Here is a 17861-nt window from a genome sequence, read left to right as displayed (position 1 = left end):
GGAGGAGGCCGCATGAGCGCGCTCACCGCGCTGGCGCGGCTGCGGGCGATGCGGGAGGGCGTGGCGCAGCGGATCACCACGGTCCGGCACTGCCACGTCTCGGACCGCCCCATGGTGTTCGTCCCGCTGAAGATGGCCGGTGAGGCCGCCGCCCCGCTCGGCGCGATGGTCGGCACCGACCCGGACCACCCCCGGCTGCTGGTGGTGCCGCAGCCGCGCAACCGGGACCTGCGGTTCGCGTTCGCCGCCGAGCTGGCCGAGGTGCTGCTGCCGTACGTCGAGGGTTTCCAGAAGCGGACGGAGACGGTCGAGCGCAAGGGCGGCGAGCCGTACGAGCGGTGCCTGGAGGCGCCGCAACTGCTGGTGCCGAACCGGCCGGCGGCGGAGTTCACCGGGCTGCTGGGCCGGTCCACCCGGTTCCGGCGGGCCGACGGCCCGTATCCGGTGCACCCGTCGGTGCCGCTGCTGGGGCGCTGGCTGACCTACTTCGCCGACCGGTCACGGCAGCCGGGGTCGTCGCTGCTGCTGGCGGCCACCGAGGCGCTGGGCACGCACTGGGCGACCGGGCAGAGCGCGCTGGAGGACGCGAACCTGGCGGCGCTGCTGGGCTGGATCGACCCGCCCGCCGGGACGACCGGGCGGCGGGCCGCCGAGGAGGCCGAGGATCCGCTGCTGTGGCCTCCGGCGGGACCGGCCACCGATCCGGGGTTCGACAACGAGGTGCTCGCCCCCGCCGTGCAGGCGTACGAGGAGGCGCCGACGGACCGGGCGGTGGAGCGCGTGGCCGAGGCGCTGCGCACCCAGCTGGAGCCGACGTGGCGGCTGATGTGGCGCTCGGTGGAGCTGCTGCGCGCGCTGCCGGAGGGCTCGCGGGTCGCCGGGCGCTGGGAGTCCGACCGGGGCTCGTTCACCCGGTTCGTCGAGCGGATCGCCGAGGGCGGCCCGCCGCAGGCGCGCCGGGACGGGGCGGTGAGCGCGGCGGCGCGGCTGGCGGGGCTGGAGCGGGCCCGAGCCTCCTACGACGTGCAGCGGGCCTACGACGATCCGCTGGTCATGGCGGAGTACCGGCTGACCGGTGAGGCGTTCGCCGGGGTGGTGACGGCGGTGGAGCCGGAGCACTTCGAGGGCGAGGGCCGCTCGCGCAAGCTCCGGCCGCTGGTCACCGTCCGCACCGACGATCCGGTACGGCTGGCGCCGGGCGCGGCGGTGGGCAGCCCGGAGCGGCGCGGCCACGGCGCCGAGGTGGTCGAGGTGGTCGCGGTCTCCGGCGCGGGCGGGGTGCCCGGCGGTGGGACGGGCGGGGCCGGCGGCGGGGCGGTCGAGGTCGTGCTCAAGGTGACCAAGGGGATGGGTCGCGGCAAGACGCCCGCTCCCGGAGCGGTGCCCGAGCCGGGCCAGCGGGTCTGCTACACCTCGCTGACCGACGACTTCCAGACCTCGGCGGCGCTCCCGGACCCGGAGGAGACGCCGTGGACCCACGGCGGCCCGCCCGAGGAGTACGTGCCCGGTGACGACGACGCGCAGGAGGAGTGGGAGTGACGCTCAAGGTCGTGCGGGCCCCTGGCCCGGATCCGGTCCCGGCCGGGCCCCGGGTGCCGATGCCGGCGCCGGGCCTGACCCCGCGGCAGGAGGCGGCGGAGGTGGTCGCGGGCGTGCTGGCGGACCTGCCGCGCCACCGCGGCGTGGTCGTGGACTCCCCGCCGGGGGCGGGCAAGTCGACGCTGGTGGTGCGGGCCGCCGGGCACATCGCGGAGACCGGCGAGCCGCTGATGATCGTCGCTCAGACCAACGAGCAGGTCGACGACCTGGTGGAGCGGCTGGCGACCGAGCATCCGGATCTGATGATCGGCCGGCTGTCGGCGAGCGGGTACGTCACGCCGCAGCGGATCCTGGCGCACCCCGGCGTCTCGGTGGCGGGCAAGCTGCCGGACCTGGGCGATCCGGCGGTGGTGGTCGCCACGGCCGACAAGTGGGCCTGGGTCGGGGACCGGACCTGGCCGTGGGCGATCGTCGACGAGGCGTACCAGATGCGCTCGGACAAGCTGCTGCGCATCGCCTCGCTGTTCGAACGGTCGCTGTTCGTGGGCGACCCGGGGCAGCTGGACCCGTTCTCGATCGTGGACGGCGACCGGTGGGCGGGCCTGTCGTGGGATCCGGTGCAGAGCGCGGTCTCGGTGCTGCTCCGGCACAACCCGGACCTGCCGGTGCACCGGCTGCCGGTGTCGTGGCGGCTGCCGGCGTCGGCGGCGCCGGTGGTGTCGGAGGCGTTCTACCCGTTCACCGGGTTCCGGGCGGGCACGGAGCACGCCGACCGGTCGCTGGAGCTGACGGTGGACGGCATGCGGACCTCCTACGACCGGGCGCTGGAGGAGGCGGCGGGTTCGGGCTGGGCGCTGTACGAGCTGCCGAGCCGGCACACGGTCCGCACGGACGCCGAGGCGGTGCAGGCGGTGGCGCTGCTGGCCGTACGGCTGCTGCAGCGGGCGCCGGTCGCGCACTCGGAGCGCGGCAGCCACCCGGTGACGGCCGACCGGATCGCCATCGGGGCGGCGCACCGCGACCAGGTGGCGGCGATCCGGGCGGCGGGGGTGCCGGAGGAGATCACGGTGGACACCGCCAACCGGCTGCAGGGGCGGGAGTACGACGTGACGATCGTGCTGCACCCGCTGTCGGGGCGGCGGGACGCCACGGCGTTCCACCTGGAGTCGGGGCGGTTGTGCGTGCTCACCTCCCGGCACCGGCACGCGTGCATCGTGGTGGCGCGGGCGGGCATCCCGGAGCTGCTGGACGCCCACCCGTCGGCGGAGCCGGTGCAGCTGGGCGTGCCGGTGAAGTTCCCCGACGGGTGGGAGGCCAACCAGGCGGTGCTGGCCCACCTCGCCAAGCACCGGGTGGCCTCCGACTGAGCGGCGGCCCGGCGGGCTCGCGGGCGCGGCGGTCGGCCAGTGGATGTGATCGGCCGGCCGGTGGTCATGGCCGGCCGGTCAGTGGGTGTGGTCGACCGCGGGGACGTCGGGGTGCGCGCGGAGCCAGGCGATGCGCTCGCGGCTCTCGTCGTCGAGCGGGGTGTAGACGACCATCCGCGCCTCGGGCGGCGACGACAGGGCCAGGCTGGTCGAGACGGTGCGGATCAGCCCGGCGGTGCAGTGCTGGAAGATCTTCATCCGGCTGCCGGGCCTGGCCACGTCGTGGGTGGCCCACATGCGGGCGAAGTCGGGGCTGGCGGCCGACAGCCGCCGGACGAATTCGGTCCAGGCGGGTTCGCCGAGGTGCCGGCCGAATCCGGCGCGCAGAGTGGCCACCATCTGCGGCAGCTCCTCCTCCCGGTTGACCACCGGGTTGCAGCAGTCGCGGGTGGTGAACAGCTGCCAGAGCGCGTTGCGGGTGGCGGGCGGCTGCGTCGTCGTGCCGGGGAAGAGCCGCTCGTAGGTGGCGTTCCAGGCCATCAGGTCGTAGCGGGCGTTGTAGACGGCGGCGGGGAGCGGCCCCAGCTGGTCGAGGATGGTCCGGGTCTCGGGCTCCAGGCCCCGGTCGCCTTCCGTCTCGGCCACCGCGGGCACGTCGGCGAGCCGGTAGAGGTGCTCGTGCTCGGCCTGGTCCAGGCGGAGGGTGCGGGAGATCGCGTCGAGGACCTGCGTGCTGGCGTTGATCGGCCGGCCCTGCTCCAGCCAGGTGTACCAGGTGACTCCGACCCCGGCGAGCTGGGCGACCTCCTCCCGGCGCAATCCGGGGGTACGGCGGCGCGAACCGGGGGGCAGACCGACGTCCTGGGGGGTGACGCGGCCGCGGCGGGTGCGCAGGAAGGCGGCGAGCTCGGCGCGCCGGTCCCCCGGCGGGATCCGCTCCGGCGCTCCGGGCCGGACGTCCGCGCGGGGCTTCCCCGGTCTCCCGGCGCGGGCGCCGGTCCACGCATCGGTCCGGGCGTCGGGTTGAGCATCGGGCCGGGCGCCGGTCCACGCATCGGTCCGGGCGTCGGGCTGGGTCACGGTCACCCCTCCATGCTGGTCGCTGAACGGCCGGTCTGCCAGGTGCCGGTGGTACCAGGATCGGCAGGCTCTCACCACCATGATCCTCCCGCCGCCAGGCTCGTGCCATGACCGCGATCTCCACTCCGAGCAGGGCTCCGGCCCTGCGTACGCCATGGCTGCTGACGATCCTGCTGACCGGGCAGTTCATGGCCGTCCTCGACGTCTCCATCGTCAACGTCGCCTCCCCGGTGCTCCGTTCCGATCTCGGCACGTCCGGCTCGGGGCTCCAAATGATCATTTCCGGCTACACCGTCGCCTACGCCATGCTCCTGGTCACCGGCGCCCGCCTCGGCGGCCGGTACGGCGGGCGGCCGCTGTTCCTGTCGGGGCTGGCGCTGTTCACCGCCGCCTCGCTCGCCTGCGGCCTGGCCGTCTCGGCCGGGCAGCTGATCGCCTTCCGGCTGCTGCAGGGGGCGGGGGCGGCCCTGATGGTGCCGCAGGTGCTGAGCATGATCCAGACCGGTTTCGAGGGGGCGGCCCGCGCCCGCGCGCTCAGCCTCTACGCCGCGGTGATCTCCGGGGCCGCGATCGCCGGTCAGGTGCTGGGCGGGATGCTGGTCTCCGCCGACCTGCTGGGCGGCGGGTGGCGGCCGGTGTTCCTGGTGAACGTGCCGATCGGCCTGGTCCTGCTCGCCGCCGGCGTCCGGCTGCTGCCCTCCGCGGGCGGCGCACCCGCCGCCCGCCGCCCCCTCGACCTGGCGGGCCTGGTGACGCTCTCCCTGACGGTCGGTCTCCTGGTCGTCCCGCTGGTGCTGGGCCACGAGCAGCACTGGCCGCTGTGGGGCTGGGCGGCGCTGGCGGCGAGCGCGGTCATGGCGGGGGTCTTCGCCCTGGTGGAACGGCGAGCCGCGGCCCCGCTGGTGCCGGGCCGGGTGTTCGGCGCGCCGGGGGTGCTCGCGTCGGCGCTGGCGGTCTTCGGGGCGATGGCGACCTACGGCGGTTTCCTGTTCGCCGTCGCCCTGCACCTGCAGGGCCGGCTGGGCGACAGCCCTATCGCTGCCGGGCTGACGTTCCTGCCGGGGATGGTCACCTTCGCCGCGGCCAGCCTCAACTGGCGTCGGGTGCCCCAGCACCTGCACCGGCGGATGATCGTGGCGTCGTTCGCCGTGGCCGCACTCGGCTACCTGGGCCTGGCGGCGGCGCTGGGCGGCGGCGGGCACGGGCAACCGCTGCTGGCGGCGGCGATGGCGGTGACCGGGCTGGGGCTGGGCGGGACGTTCAGCCCGGTGCTCGCGGTGGCCCTCGCCCGCGTCGCGCCCTCCGACGCCGCCGACGCCAGCGGGCTGTTCGTGATGGTCACGCAGCTGGGTCAGGTCCTGGGGGTGGCGACGTTCGGCACGCTGTACCTGAGCCGCGGCTCGGCCGCGGAGACGGGGGCGGCTCTGGCCGTCGCGGCCCTGGCCGCCGGGGCGTGCGCGCTGCCGCTGCTCCGGGCACGGCCCGGCCGCTGAGAGGCGGTCACCCGGCGCTTCCCGGCCCGGTCTCCGGGCCGGCCCCGTGCGGCGGGGTCTCCGCATCCGCGGGCGGTGCCTCGGCCAGCCAGGCGTCGACCCCGGTCAGCAGCTCCGCTTCGAGCTCCCGGGGGGCGAACGACGCCCGGATCGAAGCGCGGGCCAGCTCGGCCAGGACGTCGTCACCGTATCCGAAGACCTCGCGCAGCCGCGCGTACTCGTCGGCCAGCGCCGTCTCCCCGTCGGTGTTGACCGTGACCGCCAGCCCGGCCGCCAGCAGCCGGGGCAGGGGGTGCTCGGCCAGCGAGGGAACGAGCCCGAGCAGGACGTTGGAGGTGGGGCAGACCTCCAGCGGGATGCCGCTCCCGCGCACCCGCGCCACCAGCGCGTCGTCGTCGAGCACCCGGATGCCGTGCCCGAGCCGCTCGGCGTGCCCGAGGTCCAGCGCCTCGCGGACGCTGGCCGCGCCGGCCGCCTCCCCCGCGTGGTGCACCAGGTGCAGCCCGGCCTCCCGGGCCGCGCCGAGTACTTCGGCGAACGGTGCCAGTGGATGGCTCTCGTCGCCCGCCAGCCCCACGCCGATCACCTCGTCGTAGCGGACGGCCAGCTCGCAGGTCCGCCGCAGCCGCTCCACCGGGCGCCGCCGGGAGTGGTCGAGCAGCACCCGGCTGCGGATCCCGAACCTGGCGGCGCCTTCGGCCAGCCCGTCGAGCACGGCCTCCAGCGGCATCTCGAGCCGTCCGACCCGTTCCCCGTGCGAGGCGGCGGTGAAGGTCACCTCGACGTAACGGGTGCCCTGAGCGGCCTCGTCCTCGCAGAACTCCAGGGCGATCCGGCGGAAGTGCTCGGGGGTGCGCAGCAGTTCGCACACCTTCGCCCGCCGGTCGGCGAACTCGCGGAAGCTCGCGAACGGGCCCTCGGGCTCCGGCGGGCCGCCCAGCTCGCGCACCGTCCGGGGGCGTACGGTGCTCTCCAGGTGGACGTGCAGGTGGGCCTTGGGGAGCAGGCGGAGATCCCTCACGCCGGATCATGCTAGCGCCGCCCGGTGATCTCCGATCGGCGCGGGCTCAGACCGTGCGGCGCCACACGTCGATGGCCAGCACCTGGCGCATGCCCACCGAGAGGTAGAGGTCCAGCGCGGGGGTGCTGTTGTTGGCGTCGACGTGCAGGTAGGTGCCGACCCGGCCGCGCCGCGCGTCGGCGGCGAACGCCGTGCGGAGCATGAACCGGCCCAGGCCCCGGCCGCGGTGGGCGGGCAGGACGGCGAGCTGGCGGACGTAGCCGCAGTTCTCGTCACCGGCGAACATGTCGGTGCCCAGCAGCATCGCGGCCGGTTCACCGTCGATCCGGGCCACCAGCAGCTGGGACCAGTCGGTGCTGGCCGAGGCGTCCAGGTCGGCGGACCACTCGCCGAACCCCTTGGGGGTGAACCCGAAGTGGTCGGCGAAACCCGCCTGCTGGACCGCGTGGCCCTGGCGGCGCACCTCCTCGGTCAGACCGTCGTGCAGGGTCAGCCCGGCGGGCGGCGCGGGTTCGGCGACCTGGCCGGCGTGGTCGGCGAGGAGCCGGATGAAGCTGGTCGCGGGGGCGAATCCCCGGGCGGCGGCGACGGCGCGCTTGCCGCTGTCCTCCCGGTACAGGCCGATGTCCAGCACGGCGCGGTCGTGGCCGAGCCCGGCGGTGATCCGCCGCGCCCGCTCGGTCACGGCGTCCCAGAGCCCGCCGGTGAGGGCCTGGGCGTCGGGGTGGACCACCACGTCGACGTCGACGTTGTCGCTGGCGCCCTTCCGGCAGGCCCAGGCCCAGGCGACGAGGCGGCCGCCGGCGTCGTGGACGAGCCAGCCGTCCCGCTCCCGGTCGAAGGCGGGGTCGTTCAACTGGTCGGCGACGTCGTCCAGGGTCATGTCGGCCTTGCCGATCACCTGCGTGTCGCACAGGGAGATCAGCCCGTGGACGGTGGCGGCGTCGGCCGCCTCGGGCCGCCGGGCCGTGTACCCGGCGGGAGGCGCGTATGCGGTGGGGGTCGCGGCGGCGTCCGGTGTGGTGGTGTTCATGTCTGCGAGCGTGCCCGGCCCGACTTGGGATCGGCTGGGTCGTGGCTTGGCCCGGAATGTTGAGCGCCCAGCCGGTGGGCTCCGGCTCACTCTCGATGATCGATGACTCGGCGTGAGTTCGGAGAGCGCTTGGTGTGTCCCTGGTCTTGTGGAGGCGGGTTCTTGGATTCTTCTGCCACCCGTTGAGAGGAGAGTGGCATGGGACGATCGCAATCGGCATCTGCGCGTGACGACTGAGGACGACTCGTGAACATCTGGCTCACCACCGCTCTTTCCGCCGTCGGCGGGCTGGTGGTGCTGTGGCTGGCGGCTCTGGCCGTTTTGGCGATCGTCCGGCCGCGCGCCGGCCTGCTCACCGAGGCGATCCGGTTGCTGCCCGACCTGCTGCGGCTCATCTCCCGGCTGGCTCGCGACCGCGCCCTGCCGCGCGGGGTCCGCATCCGGCTGTGGCTGCTGCTGGGGTACCTGGCCCTGCCGATCGACCTGGTGCCCGATTTCATTCCGGTTCTCGGCTACGCCGACGACGCCATCGTGGTCGCCGTGGTCTTGCGCTCGGTTGTCCGAGTCGCCGGGCCCCAGGCGCTGGAGCGCCATTGGCCCGGGACCGGCGACGGGCTCGCCGCCGTACGCCGCCTGGCCGGCAGAAGCCACTGACATCGATTCCGCGCGGACCGCTGACGATTCCTGGCTCTGGCCCACTTTCGAGATGCTGTTGGTGATCTCGGTGTTCAGGCGGGTGGGTGCGGAGGCAAGCGCTTGCATAACCGCTGGAAGGCGGTGAGAGACCGACTTGCTCTCGATGGGCCGGCCAGATCATATTGAGTGAGCCGGATGATGTTGGTTCCGGCGGCGGTCAAGACGTGCTGAACGTGGGTCTTGGCCAGGCCGAGGTAGCGGCAGTGGCGCAACCCGTGAGCGCGGACGGTCTCCGAGACGGTGGCCTCGCATCCGGCGCGGATGGCGTATCGCGCCCGCCACTGCCCGGTCTGCTGCTCGGCCCGAGCCCTGGTCTGGATCTCTTGCTGGGGCCGGGGCAGCAGCGTGACGTGGCGGCCTTTGCCGTCGATGTTGCCGGTGCAGGCCAGGCGGTCGGCGCAGGCCCGGCACGCCTGGCGGGGAAACAGCACCGAAAAGCGCGGACGGCCGTCATCGAACGTCGGCTTCCAGGGCGGGCTGGTCACGCCGCGCGGGCAGGTGAGGGTGTGAGCGCGCCAGTCGATGTGGAAGTCCTGCTTGGCGAAGCCCGGACGGGCCCGAGGATCCGAGCGGACCGGTCCGAGCAGGCTGATGCCCCACCGCACTGCGGCATGGTGGATGACGTCGGGGGTGATGTAGCCGGTGTCGACCACGTGCTCGGCCGGGGTCAGGCCTTGAGCGCTCAGCGCCGCGTGGATGGCGTCCAGGGCGTCGATGTCCTGTTCGGGTGCGGGCCGGGTCGCCACGTGCACGATGACGTTCGGGCCGCCCGCGTCGCAGATCTCGCTTTGGTGATCGCGGTAGCCGATCCATTCGGCCTTCCCGGCTTTCTGGCAGTACCGGGCCTCGGCGTCATGCGGGGTGACGATCTCCATTCCCGACCACGGTACCCGGGCCGAGGCAGGGTCCGGTCGCCCGCCGGTGGCCGGGGCGGTGGTTGATCTGCGCGTCTTGGTGCGGCGGCTCTGCCGGTCCCGGGTGGATTTGGGCCCGCGCCAGGCCAGCGCGCCGTCGGTGTCGGTCCAGTACTGCTGAACCCATACCCGCCGCAGGATCTGGACCTTCGGCAGGCGGCGTAATCGCGGTGGAGCGGCGGCGGCGTACACCGCATTCAAGATCGCTATTCCGTCCTGGCCGATCTGCAGGGTGTAGGCGGCCAGTTCATCCTTGCTGCGGGGCAGCCGTTCATAGCGGATCGGACGGGCATACCGCTGCGCCCACTGCGGTGTGATCAGATCGGCCAGCCAGGCGTCGTCGGTGGCAGCCAGCTCCTCCAGGGCGGCTCGCAGCGTCTCGCCCACCAGCTCCACCCGGTTCAGCCGGCGCACCGCAGCCAGTACATGGGTGGAATCGGTGCGCACCCGTCCTCTCCGGTTGACCAGACCGGCCGCCGCCAGCCGGTCGACCATCACCGCCAGCAGCCGATCGGCCCGGTCCCCGTCGGCCATCCGGTCACGGAACTCGCTGAGCACCGAGTGGTCGAAGCCGGTATCGGTCAGCTCCAGTCCCAGGCAGTATTTCCAGTCGATCCGGCAGCGCACGGCCACCGCGGCCTGGCGATCGGTCAGGTTCTCGGCGTACTGCAGCACCGACACCAGCGCCAGCATCGCCGGCGGCAGCCCTCGGCGCCCATCGGCGGGGTACCAATCGGCGAAGTCGTCATCGGTGAACAGTCCTTCCAGCCGGTCCCGGATCCACATCGCCGGCGTGCCCTTGGGGTTGCTCGCCCATGCCACGCGCACCGTCTGCGCCGGGATCATCCGTCCCGGGTCTCGTCCCATCGACATCGCCGTCTCACTTCTCGCCCGCCCGCTCGTCCTCTTCAGCGAAACACGACATCAAGGTCATGTCGCCAGCGAAGTAAAGATCACCAACAGCATCTCAAAAGCGGGCCAGAACCGGTTGTTGTCAGTGGATACGCCCGGTTCTTGTCAGTGAGTGTGCGCGCAACAGGGGCCGGACTGTTGTACGTCCGGTTGCCGTCGGCGGGGTCCACCTTCGGTGGAGGTTGAGTGTCGAAGCCGACGGCCGGGAGCCTGCGGAGCAGGTCGCGTGGCGACCCTCGTTCAGCAGGCTGACAGCACCAGGGACGAACCGGTGTCCGCCGAGGTCGCCGTCCGTCAAGGGGTGAGCGCGTACCGCTGGGCGGGATTACACAGAGCACCGCAGATGCCCTGAACCGCATCGCCGAAGACCGGGCTCCAGCCGAGCGAGCGCAGCCGACCGGCGTCGAGCACGGCGTCCATGGCGAGATAGGCGGCCAGCCCGCCGCGGGAAGCCAGAGCCTCGGCCAGCGTCCAGGAACCGACCGGCACACCCGCGGCGTCCCCGATCGCCGCGGTGAGGTCGGCCATCGGGACGGGGTCCGCCTCGGCGGCGTGGAACACACCCGTCGCCCCGCCTTCGAGGATGCGGGCATAGGCGAGCGCGAGGTCGCCGACGTGCACCGTTGACCAGCGGTTCTCCCCGGCATCGACGTAGCGGGCCACCCCGTCGCGGCGAGCCTGAGCGATCAGTCCGGCGACCGGGCCCGCTCCATCGCCGTAGACCATCGGAGGCCGCACCACGGAGCCTCGGACGTGCCCGGCGTCGAGGATGCGTGCCTCGGCGTCGGCGAGCCAGGCCAGCGGTCCGGTCGGCTCAGCGGTGTCGTCCTCGGCTACCGGAACCCGCGACGATCGCGCCCGCGGCGCGCCCGTCGTGGTGACGAAGGCGCCGCCCTCCATCGCGGTGAGCATCGCGGTCACCGCCGCCGCATCGACAGCGGGACGGTCCTCTCCGGTCGTCGCGGCGGTGTGCACCACCCCGTCACCTGCGGCTGCCTCCCGTGCGAGCACCGCCAGGTCCGCCAGACCGCCCCGCACGGGGACGCCGCCGGCGGTGCGTACCTTCGCCTCGGCGGCGGCACTGCGCGCCAGACCGCGTACGCGGTGCCCGCGGGCGACGAGGGTACGGGTCAGCGCGGAACCGATGAATCCGCTCGCACCGGTCACGAAGATGTCCACTGTGTCCTCCTTGATGACGGAAGGCCCACGCTACGAACTGCAGCACCACGGGGACATGTGGCAGACTCCCGATGCCATGCGTGATCGTCCGGCCCCCGACGTGCTCGACGCCCTGCTCCGCCACGTCCGGATCACCGCGAGCCGTTACGGGCGCGTCGAACTCGGCGCTCCTTGGGGTATGCGGGTCGCCGCCCGCCGGACCGTCTTTCTGCACCACCTGCTGGAAGGGGAGCTCTGGCTGGAGGTGACCGGATGCGAGGTGCACGCGGTGGCAGGCGATCTGCTGATCCTGCCGCACGGCGCGCCCCACACACTGCGGCACCGGCCCGGCGCACCGGTCCAGGACGAGGCTCCCGCAGCGGCGGCCGGCGGCCTGTCCTCGCGGCTGCGGTACGGCGGTCCCGGCCTGCGAACCGTGGTGCTGTGCGCGGAACTCAGCGTGGGCGGCGCCGCGCGCGGCCCTCTCCTGCGAGCGCTCCCGCCGGTCGTGCACCTTCCCCGCGGTGAGCGCGAGGCGGTACCCGGCCTGACACCGCTGCTCGATCTTCTCCGCGACGAGATCCGGGCCTCGCTTCCGGGCGCGCCCCTCATCGCCTCCCGCCTGGCCGAGATCCTCCTGTTGAAGGGCATCCGCGCCGAGCTGGACAAGCCCGCTTCTCCTGGCTCCTGGCGCGCCGCCCTGACCGATGAACGCATAGCCCGCTCTCTGGACGCCCTCTACGCCTCCCCCGAACGCCCGTGGACCGTCACCTCCCTCGCCCGCGTGGCAGGCATGAGCCGCACCACCTTCGCCGCCCGCTTCCGCGCCCTCGTGGGAGACCCGCCGATGACCCACCTCACGTCCTGGCGTATGGAGCTCGCCAAGGCCCTCCTGCGCGACTCTCCTCACCACACCCTCGCCGAGATCGCCGCCGCCGTCGGCTACGCCGACGAGTTCTCCTTCGCCGCCGCCTTCCGCCGCGAGGTCGGCCACCCTCCCGGCACCCACCGCCCTACGGCCTTTCCGGGGACGGTGGCCAGAGCGCTGTCACCAGACGCCGGGTAGAGTCGCTCGCCCTGGCCAGAACCATCAGGTCAGGACTGGTGGCGATCAAGTCGAACACCGCAGGGACCGGCAGGCGATTGTTGACAACAACCAGGCGCACGTCACTGACAACAACCGGTTCTGGCCCGCTTTTGATGACTCGGTAGCGGACGGTGACACAAGGCGGTCGGCTGGAGGTAAGCCGACAGGACATCGGAGGCGGCCTGGTGGCGTTCCGCACGTCGGTTGCCTCACTCATGGTCACCCCATCATCGAAAGGATGCTGTTGGTGATCTTTACTTCGCTGGCGACATGACCTTGATGTCGTGTTTCGCTGAAGAGGACGAGCGGGCGGGCGAGAAGTGAGACGGCGATGTCGATGGGACGAGACCCGGGACGGATGATCCCGGCGCAGACGGTGCGCGTGGCATGGGCGAGCAACCCCAAGGGCACGCCGGCGATGTGGATCCGGGACCGGCTGGAAGGACTGTTCACCGATGACGACTTCGCCGATTGGTACCCCGCCGATGGGCGCCGAGGGCTGCCGCCGGCGATGCTGGCGCTGGTGTCGGTGCTGCAGTACGCCGAGAACCTGACCGATCGCCAGGCCGCGGTGGCCGTGCGCTGCCGGATCGACTGGAAATACTGCCTGGGACTGGAGCTGACCGATACCGGCTTCGACCACTCGGTGCTCAGCGAGTTCCGTGACCGGATGGCCGACGGGGACCGGGCCGATCGGCTGCTGGCGGTGATGGTCGACCGGCTGGCGGCGGCCGGTCTGGTCAACCGGAGAGGACGGGTGCGCACCGATTCCACCCATGTACTGGCTGCGGTGCGCCGGCTGAACCGGGTGGAGCTGGTGGGCGAGACGCTGCGAGCCGCCCTGGAGGAGCTGGCTGCCACCGACGACGCCTGGCTGGCCGATCTGATCACACCGCAGTGGGCGCAGCGGTATGCCCGTCCGATCCGCTATGAACGGCTGCCCCGCAGCAAGGATGAACTGGCCGCCTACACCCTGCAGATCGGCCAGGACGGAATAGCGATCTTGAATGCGGTGTACGCCGCCGCCGCTCCACCGCGATTACGCCGCCTGCCGAAGGTCCAGATCCTGCGGCGGGTATGGGTTCAGCAGTACTGGACCGACACCGACGGCGCGCTGGCCTGGCGCGGGCCCAAATCCACCCGGGACCGGCAGAGCCGCCGCACCAAGACGCGCAGATCAACCACCGCCCCGGCCACCGGCGGGCGACCGGACCCTGCCTCGGCCCGGGTACCGTGGTCGGGAATGGAGATCGTCACCCCGCATGACGCCGAGGCCCGGTACTGCCAGAAAGCCGGGAAGGCCGAATGGATCGGCTACCGCGATCACCAAAGCGAGATCTGCGACGCGGGCGGCCCGAACGTCATCGTGCACGTGGCGACCCGGCCCGCACCCGAACAGGACATCGACGCCCTGGACGCCATCCACGCGGCGCTGAGCGCTCAAGGCCTGACCCCGGCCGAGCACGTGGTCGACACCGGCTACATCACCCCCGACGTCATCCACCATGCCGCAGTGCGGTGGGGCATCAGCCTGCTCGGACCGGTCCGCTCGGATCCTCGGGCCCGTCCGGGCTTCGCCAAGCAGGACTTCCACATCGACTGGCGCGCTCACACCCTCACCTGCCCGCGCGGCGTGACCAGCCCGCCCTGGAAGCCGACGTTCGATGACGGCCGTCCGCGCTTTTCGGTGCTGTTTCCCCGCCAGGCGTGCCGGGCCTGCGCCGACCGCCTGGCCTGCACCGGCAACATCGACGGCAAAGGCCGCCACGTCACGCTGCTGCCCCGGCCCCAGCAAGAGATCCAGACCAGGGCTCGGGCCGAGCAGCAGACCGGGCAGTGGCGGGCGCGATACGCCATCCGCGCCGGATGCGAGGCCACCGTCTCGGAGACCGTCCGCGCTCACGGGTTGCGCCACTGCCGCTACCTCGGCCTGGCCAAGACCCACGTTCAGCACGTCTTGACCGCCGCCGGAACCAACATCATCCGGCTCACTCAATATGATCTGGCCGGCCCATCGAGAGCAAGTCGGTCTCTCACCGCCTTCCAGCGGTTATGCAAGCGCTTGCCTCCGCACCCACCCGCCTGAACACCGAGATCACCAACAGCATCTCGAAAGTGGGCCAGAGCCCGATTCCTCCGCGCGCAACAGTCCCCGAGCCGCTGCTGGACGCTGCGCGGCTGACGGGGTCGTCCTGGCGGTGGAAGATGAACGAGGAACTCCCAGCACCCTGCTATCTGAAGGGCGGCGCCGGGTCCTCCCGGCTCGCCGTCCAGTAGGCGGGCTGGCCACCCCGGCGGGAGAACCGTCCGCGCGCGAATCGCGTGGGTGGTCCTTCGTCTCCGCCGTCGATCGTGCGCCTACCGCTCCCGGACGGCGTAGGTCAGGTGCGTCACCCTCGGGGAGGACTCCGCGCGGAGCGGCTCCAGGGCCACGTGGCCCGCGTCCACACCCTCGAACAGGCGGATTCCTGAGCCGAACAGCACGGGCGACAGCGCGATCGAGAACTCGTCGACCAGGCCGGCGTTCACGTACTCCAGGATCGTCGCGCCGCCGCCCGCGATGCGGACGTCCCGGTCGCCGGCGGCCTGGCGGGCCTGCTCCAGCGCGGACTCGATGCCGTCGTTGACGAAGTGGAAGACGGTCCCGCCCGGCCGCTCCCAGGGGTCGCGCTTCTCGTGCGTCACGACGAAGACCGGCGTGTGGAACGGTGCCTCCTGCGGCCACGCCTGCTCGCCGGCGTCGAACATGCGCTTGCCCATCACACTCGCACCGGTGCGCTCGAACGTCTCTCGCAGGATGTCGTTGTCGCGCCCCTCCTCGCCGCCCTCGCCGAGTTTCAGGTTCTCCCGGAAGAACCGCTGCGGGAAGACCCACCGCTGCAGTTCCATCCATTGCCGCCCCATCAAGTCCTCGACGGACTCGGGCGCGATGAACCCGTCCAGCGACATCGACACGCTGAAGAACACCTTCCCGGCCATCAGCCCTCCGTTCCCTTCCGAACGGTCCCGGTGACGTAGGCGGCCAGGTTGCTCAGGGTCTGCCGGCCGCCCTCGATCGCGTGGTACTTCTCGACCGCCTCGTCGCGCAGTTCCTTGGTGGGGAAGATCGTGCGCATCTCGATCCGGGTCGCCGTACCGTCGGGCTCGAACGTCAGGACCGACTCGAAGGCGTTCGGGTCATCGCGGGACTCACCGTGGAGCAGCGCGATCCGCTCCGGCGGGGCGATCTCGGTCCAGGAGATCCACTCGGTGTAGTCCGTCCCGTCCGGTCCGTGCATCACGAAGTCCCACTCCCCGCCGACGCGGAACTCGAACGACTGCGTGGTGGTGGTGAACCCCTCCGGTCCCCACCATCGAGACAGGTGCCGGACCTCGGTGAACGCCTCGAACACCAGCTCTCGTGGGGCGTCGATGACCCGGGAGATGACGATCTCGCGGTCGGCCGTCGCGGACCGCGCCGGCGCTCGCCGTCCCATCGCGCTCATCGGCTACTCCTCCTGCCTTGCCTGCTTCAGGTCCTGCACGTATGCGTCCAACCGGTCGAAGCTCTCGTCCCAGAACCGCTCGAACCCACCGGTCCACTCGTGGACCGGCCGCAGCCCGCGGGCGTCAAGGCTGTACAGGCGCTGCTTGCCTGCCCTGCGGTCCCGTACCAGCCCGACCTCCCGGAGCACCCGCAGGTGTTTGGACACCCCCGGCTGGGTCATCCCCAGCTCCCCGGCCAACTCGGTCACCGGCCGCTCACCCGCCCGCAGCAGCACCAGGATCTCCCGGCGCTGCGGCTCGGCGATCGCGTTGAAGACGTCCGACGTCGTCGCTGCTCGGGCCATGCCCGCCATCATATTCCTATATGGGAATGCGTCAAGCCGGAGGAATCAGGCGAGTCCTGCCAGGTGACGATCGTGACCCTTCGCCGACCTGACGGTGGGATGGTCGGCGGCCGCCCTGGATACCGGGTGGAGAACCGGGCCGCGGCCCCGCGAACCACGGGACACCGGCATGCCCGCCCAGATCGGCGTGCGGTGTCTTCTCCTCGGAGCCGAAGACGCCGAACAGGTCCACGGCGGCCTGCCGGTCGTCGCATTCGTCGAAGCACGCCAGGAGCCCCGCTGTCCCCCGCCCGAGGAACAGAGCAGATGGGCGGGGGCGACGGGGGGCACATCATCTGGGGCATACGCCGGGACCATCTCGCTGCCCGCGACTTCTCCAAGACCCTCTTCGACCTCCAGGGCCACTGACGTCCCACCCGGGCTCGACGTCAGTCTGAGTAGCCGATCATCGGAAGCGAGCCAGGACCCGGTTTCTCCGCGCGCAACACGGACACCTCCGGCGTACGTCCGGGACGCGACCGGGGCGGGAGATCTCCTCGCCGGCGACGCGCGGACGGCTCGGCTCCTGCGCCGGGTGGCCTCGTTTCAGAGGTGGCCCAGGCCGCCCGGGCAGGCTCGCCAAGGTCCACCTCGGCGAGTTCGGCGTCCAGGTGGCGGGCCAGGGCGGCGACGCGGCGGGCGACTTCGCCCAGCGGCCATCCGGTCTCGGTTACCGCCTGCGGTTACGGCAAACTGAGGACATGACCGAGGTGCGACCCGCTCCGAACGCCGACGCGGCTCGATGGCTGCTCCGGGCCGATGTCGAGTGGTGGGATCTCGTCCGCTACGGCCCACCGGGCTTCGACGTGTACGTGCGTATCGCCTTCGTCCATGGGGCGGAGGGTGTCCACCCGCAGGGAGAAGATCGCGCCGTTCACGTGGCACTCGCGACTCTCGCGGCATGCACGACCACGCCTTCCAGCGGATACGCGGCGATCTGGGAGGGGTGGGGCGGAGACCCGCCGAATCCCGAAGCGCCACGGGTGGACATTCCGAATCGAGAGATGCTGCTCTTCACCGGCCCTGTCGAAGTACTGAGCGACGCGCCTGCCCTCGCCTGGTACGGCTCTGCGCTGGGCGGTCCAGATCCGCACCTCGTGTGGCCCGAAGATCAAGCCTGGTGCCTGGCCTGCGAGGTCGACGAGGAGATCGAGTTCACCGTCGGATGTTCCGTCGAGGCGTCCCAGGCTCTGACCAAAGCCCTGCCCGGTGCCGTTCGACGGGTGCACTACGGAGATCCGGCACCGATGTACCTCGACCAGGCCTAGCACCGGCGGCACCCGCACGTCGGCACGAGAGTGCGTCGATCGCGTCAGGGACGTCCGACGGACGTCACGGGGTGTCACAGACATCGTCGCCGTCTACGACGTGGAACCGGGCTCCGGCCCGCTCTCGATGACGCGGTAGCGGAGGTAGAGGCCTGGGGAGCCGTGCTCCTTGGCGTCCCGCGCCACCCACTCGATCACTGCCGTCGCGATACCCCGCCGCCGGACTTCCGCGTTCACGAACAAGTCCGCCAAGCGGAGCAGGCTCACCGGAGTGCGCGACACGGAGCGCGGGCACCGGCGGAACGTCGCGGACCCCCCGGAGAGACACCCGAGATAATTAGTTCTGCTAAATATCTTTAGGGTAACAGAGCGATCTTTGCCCTATCTCCGCCGGACGCCTTTTGCCACCCTTGCCCGCGTACGA

16 protein-coding genes are annotated in these 17861 nt (G+C 72.0%); 7 read left to right on the top strand and 9 right to left on the bottom strand.

Features of this window, described 5'->3' with window-relative positions; genetic code table 11:
• Nucleotides 1-12: 12 nt before the first annotated feature.
• Nucleotides 13-1539: a hypothetical protein gene (locus HS048_RS19125; RefSeq protein ID WP_196467709.1), complete on the top strand. Its 1527-nt coding sequence runs from the start codon at nucleotides 13-15 to the stop codon at nucleotides 1537-1539.
• Nucleotides 1536-2906 carry an AAA family ATPase gene (locus HS048_RS19120; protein ID WP_307832543.1) on the top strand — a complete coding sequence of 457 codons (1371 nt, stop codon included), beginning with the start codon at nucleotides 1536-1538 and terminating at the stop codon, nucleotides 2904-2906. Before HS048_RS19125 ends, HS048_RS19120 begins: the two co-directional genes overlap by 4 nt.
• A gap of 78 nt (nucleotides 2907-2984) precedes the next feature.
• Here the strand turns inward: HS048_RS19120 and HS048_RS19115 are convergent, their stop codons facing one another.
• Entirely contained in the window at nucleotides 2985-3992 is a 1008-nt protein-coding gene (locus HS048_RS19115) for a helix-turn-helix transcriptional regulator (protein WP_307832542.1), read from the bottom strand.
• A gap of 101 nt (nucleotides 3993-4093) precedes the next feature.
• On the opposite strand from HS048_RS19115, the gene HS048_RS19110 reads away from it, so the two are divergent.
• A complete protein-coding gene (locus tag HS048_RS19110) occupies nucleotides 4094-5479 on the top strand; it encodes an MFS transporter (RefSeq protein WP_196467707.1) in 1386 nt (461 codons plus the stop codon).
• A gap of 7 nt (nucleotides 5480-5486) precedes the next feature.
• Here HS048_RS19110 and add read toward each other — a convergent pair whose 3' ends face one another.
• Together add and HS048_RS19100 are read right to left on the bottom strand one after the other, a co-directional pair.
• Nucleotides 5487-6500, bottom strand: a complete 1014-nt coding sequence (gene add, locus HS048_RS19105; RefSeq protein WP_196467706.1) for an adenosine deaminase — start codon at nucleotides 6498-6500, stop codon at nucleotides 5487-5489.
• Between the two features lie 46 nt (nucleotides 6501-6546).
• Entirely contained in the window at nucleotides 6547-7533 is a 987-nt protein-coding gene (locus tag HS048_RS19100) for a GNAT family N-acetyltransferase (protein ID WP_196467705.1), read from the bottom strand.
• Nucleotides 7534-7779: 246 nt separating this feature from the next.
• Between HS048_RS19100 and HS048_RS19095 the strand changes: the two genes are divergently transcribed.
• Complete coding sequence (locus tag HS048_RS19095; RefSeq protein ID WP_196467704.1) at nucleotides 7780-8187, top strand: YkvA family protein; 408 nt, start codon at nucleotides 7780-7782, stop codon at nucleotides 8185-8187.
• A 74-nt stretch (nucleotides 8188-8261) separates the two neighbouring features.
• On the opposite strand, the gene HS048_RS19090 is transcribed toward HS048_RS19095, so the two are convergent.
• Together HS048_RS19090 and HS048_RS19085 are read right to left on the bottom strand one after the other, a co-directional pair.
• Nucleotides 8262-10016, bottom strand: a complete 1755-nt coding sequence (locus HS048_RS19090; protein WP_230880883.1) for an IS1182 family transposase — start codon at nucleotides 10014-10016, stop codon at nucleotides 8262-8264.
• Between the two features lie 333 nt (nucleotides 10017-10349).
• Nucleotides 10350-11234 (bottom strand): NAD-dependent epimerase/dehydratase family protein, encoded by an 885-nt coding sequence (locus HS048_RS19085; protein WP_196467703.1) that lies wholly within the window; start codon nucleotides 11232-11234, stop codon nucleotides 10350-10352.
• A gap of 76 nt (nucleotides 11235-11310) precedes the next feature.
• On the opposite strand from HS048_RS19085, the gene HS048_RS19080 reads away from it, so the two are divergent.
• Both HS048_RS19080 and HS048_RS19075 read left to right on the top strand, forming a co-directional pair.
• Entirely contained in the window at nucleotides 11311-12279 is a 969-nt protein-coding gene (locus HS048_RS19080; RefSeq protein WP_196467702.1) for an AraC family transcriptional regulator, read from the top strand.
• Between the two features lie 352 nt (nucleotides 12280-12631).
• A complete protein-coding gene (locus HS048_RS19075; RefSeq protein ID WP_230880883.1) occupies nucleotides 12632-14386 on the top strand; it encodes an IS1182 family transposase in 1755 nt (584 codons plus the stop codon).
• A gap of 272 nt (nucleotides 14387-14658) precedes the next feature.
• On the opposite strand, the gene HS048_RS19070 is transcribed toward HS048_RS19075, so the two are convergent.
• Genes HS048_RS19070 through HS048_RS19060 form a run of 3 tightly spaced genes read right to left on the bottom strand, consistent with a single transcriptional unit; the run spans nucleotide 14659 to nucleotide 16130 of the window.
• Nucleotides 14659-15279, bottom strand: coding sequence for a dihydrofolate reductase family protein (locus tag HS048_RS19070; RefSeq protein ID WP_196467701.1), 621 nt, complete (start codon nucleotides 15277-15279; stop codon nucleotides 14659-14661).
• Nucleotides 15279-15785 (bottom strand): SRPBCC family protein, encoded by a 507-nt coding sequence (locus HS048_RS19065; RefSeq protein WP_196467700.1) that lies wholly within the window; start codon nucleotides 15783-15785, stop codon nucleotides 15279-15281. Before HS048_RS19065 ends, HS048_RS19070 begins: the two co-directional genes overlap by 1 nt.
• A 3-nt stretch (nucleotides 15786-15788) precedes the next feature.
• Complete coding sequence (locus tag HS048_RS19060; protein ID WP_196467699.1) at nucleotides 15789-16130, bottom strand: helix-turn-helix transcriptional regulator; 342 nt, start codon at nucleotides 16128-16130, stop codon at nucleotides 15789-15791.
• 740 nt (nucleotides 16131-16870) lie between these two features.
• Between HS048_RS19060 and HS048_RS19055 the strand changes: the two genes are divergently transcribed.
• Nucleotides 16871-17437 carry a hypothetical protein gene (locus HS048_RS19055; protein ID WP_196467698.1) on the top strand — a complete coding sequence of 189 codons (567 nt, stop codon included), beginning with the start codon at nucleotides 16871-16873 and terminating at the stop codon, nucleotides 17435-17437.
• A 93-nt stretch (nucleotides 17438-17530) separates the two neighbouring features.
• On the opposite strand, the gene HS048_RS19050 is transcribed toward HS048_RS19055, so the two are convergent.
• On the bottom strand, nucleotides 17531-17704 hold the full coding sequence (locus HS048_RS19050; protein WP_307832555.1) for a GNAT family N-acetyltransferase: 174 nt from the start codon (nucleotides 17702-17704) through the stop codon (nucleotides 17531-17533).
• Between the last annotated feature and the right edge of the window lie 157 nt (nucleotides 17705-17861).

It is taken from the genome of Planomonospora sp. ID91781, assembly GCF_015711595.1.
Taxonomy (GTDB): Bacteria; Actinomycetota; Actinomycetes; order Streptosporangiales; family Streptosporangiaceae; genus Planomonospora; species Planomonospora parontospora.
Note: the sequence above shows the minus strand (reverse complement) of the source record. Positions and strands in the feature narration are given on the sequence as shown.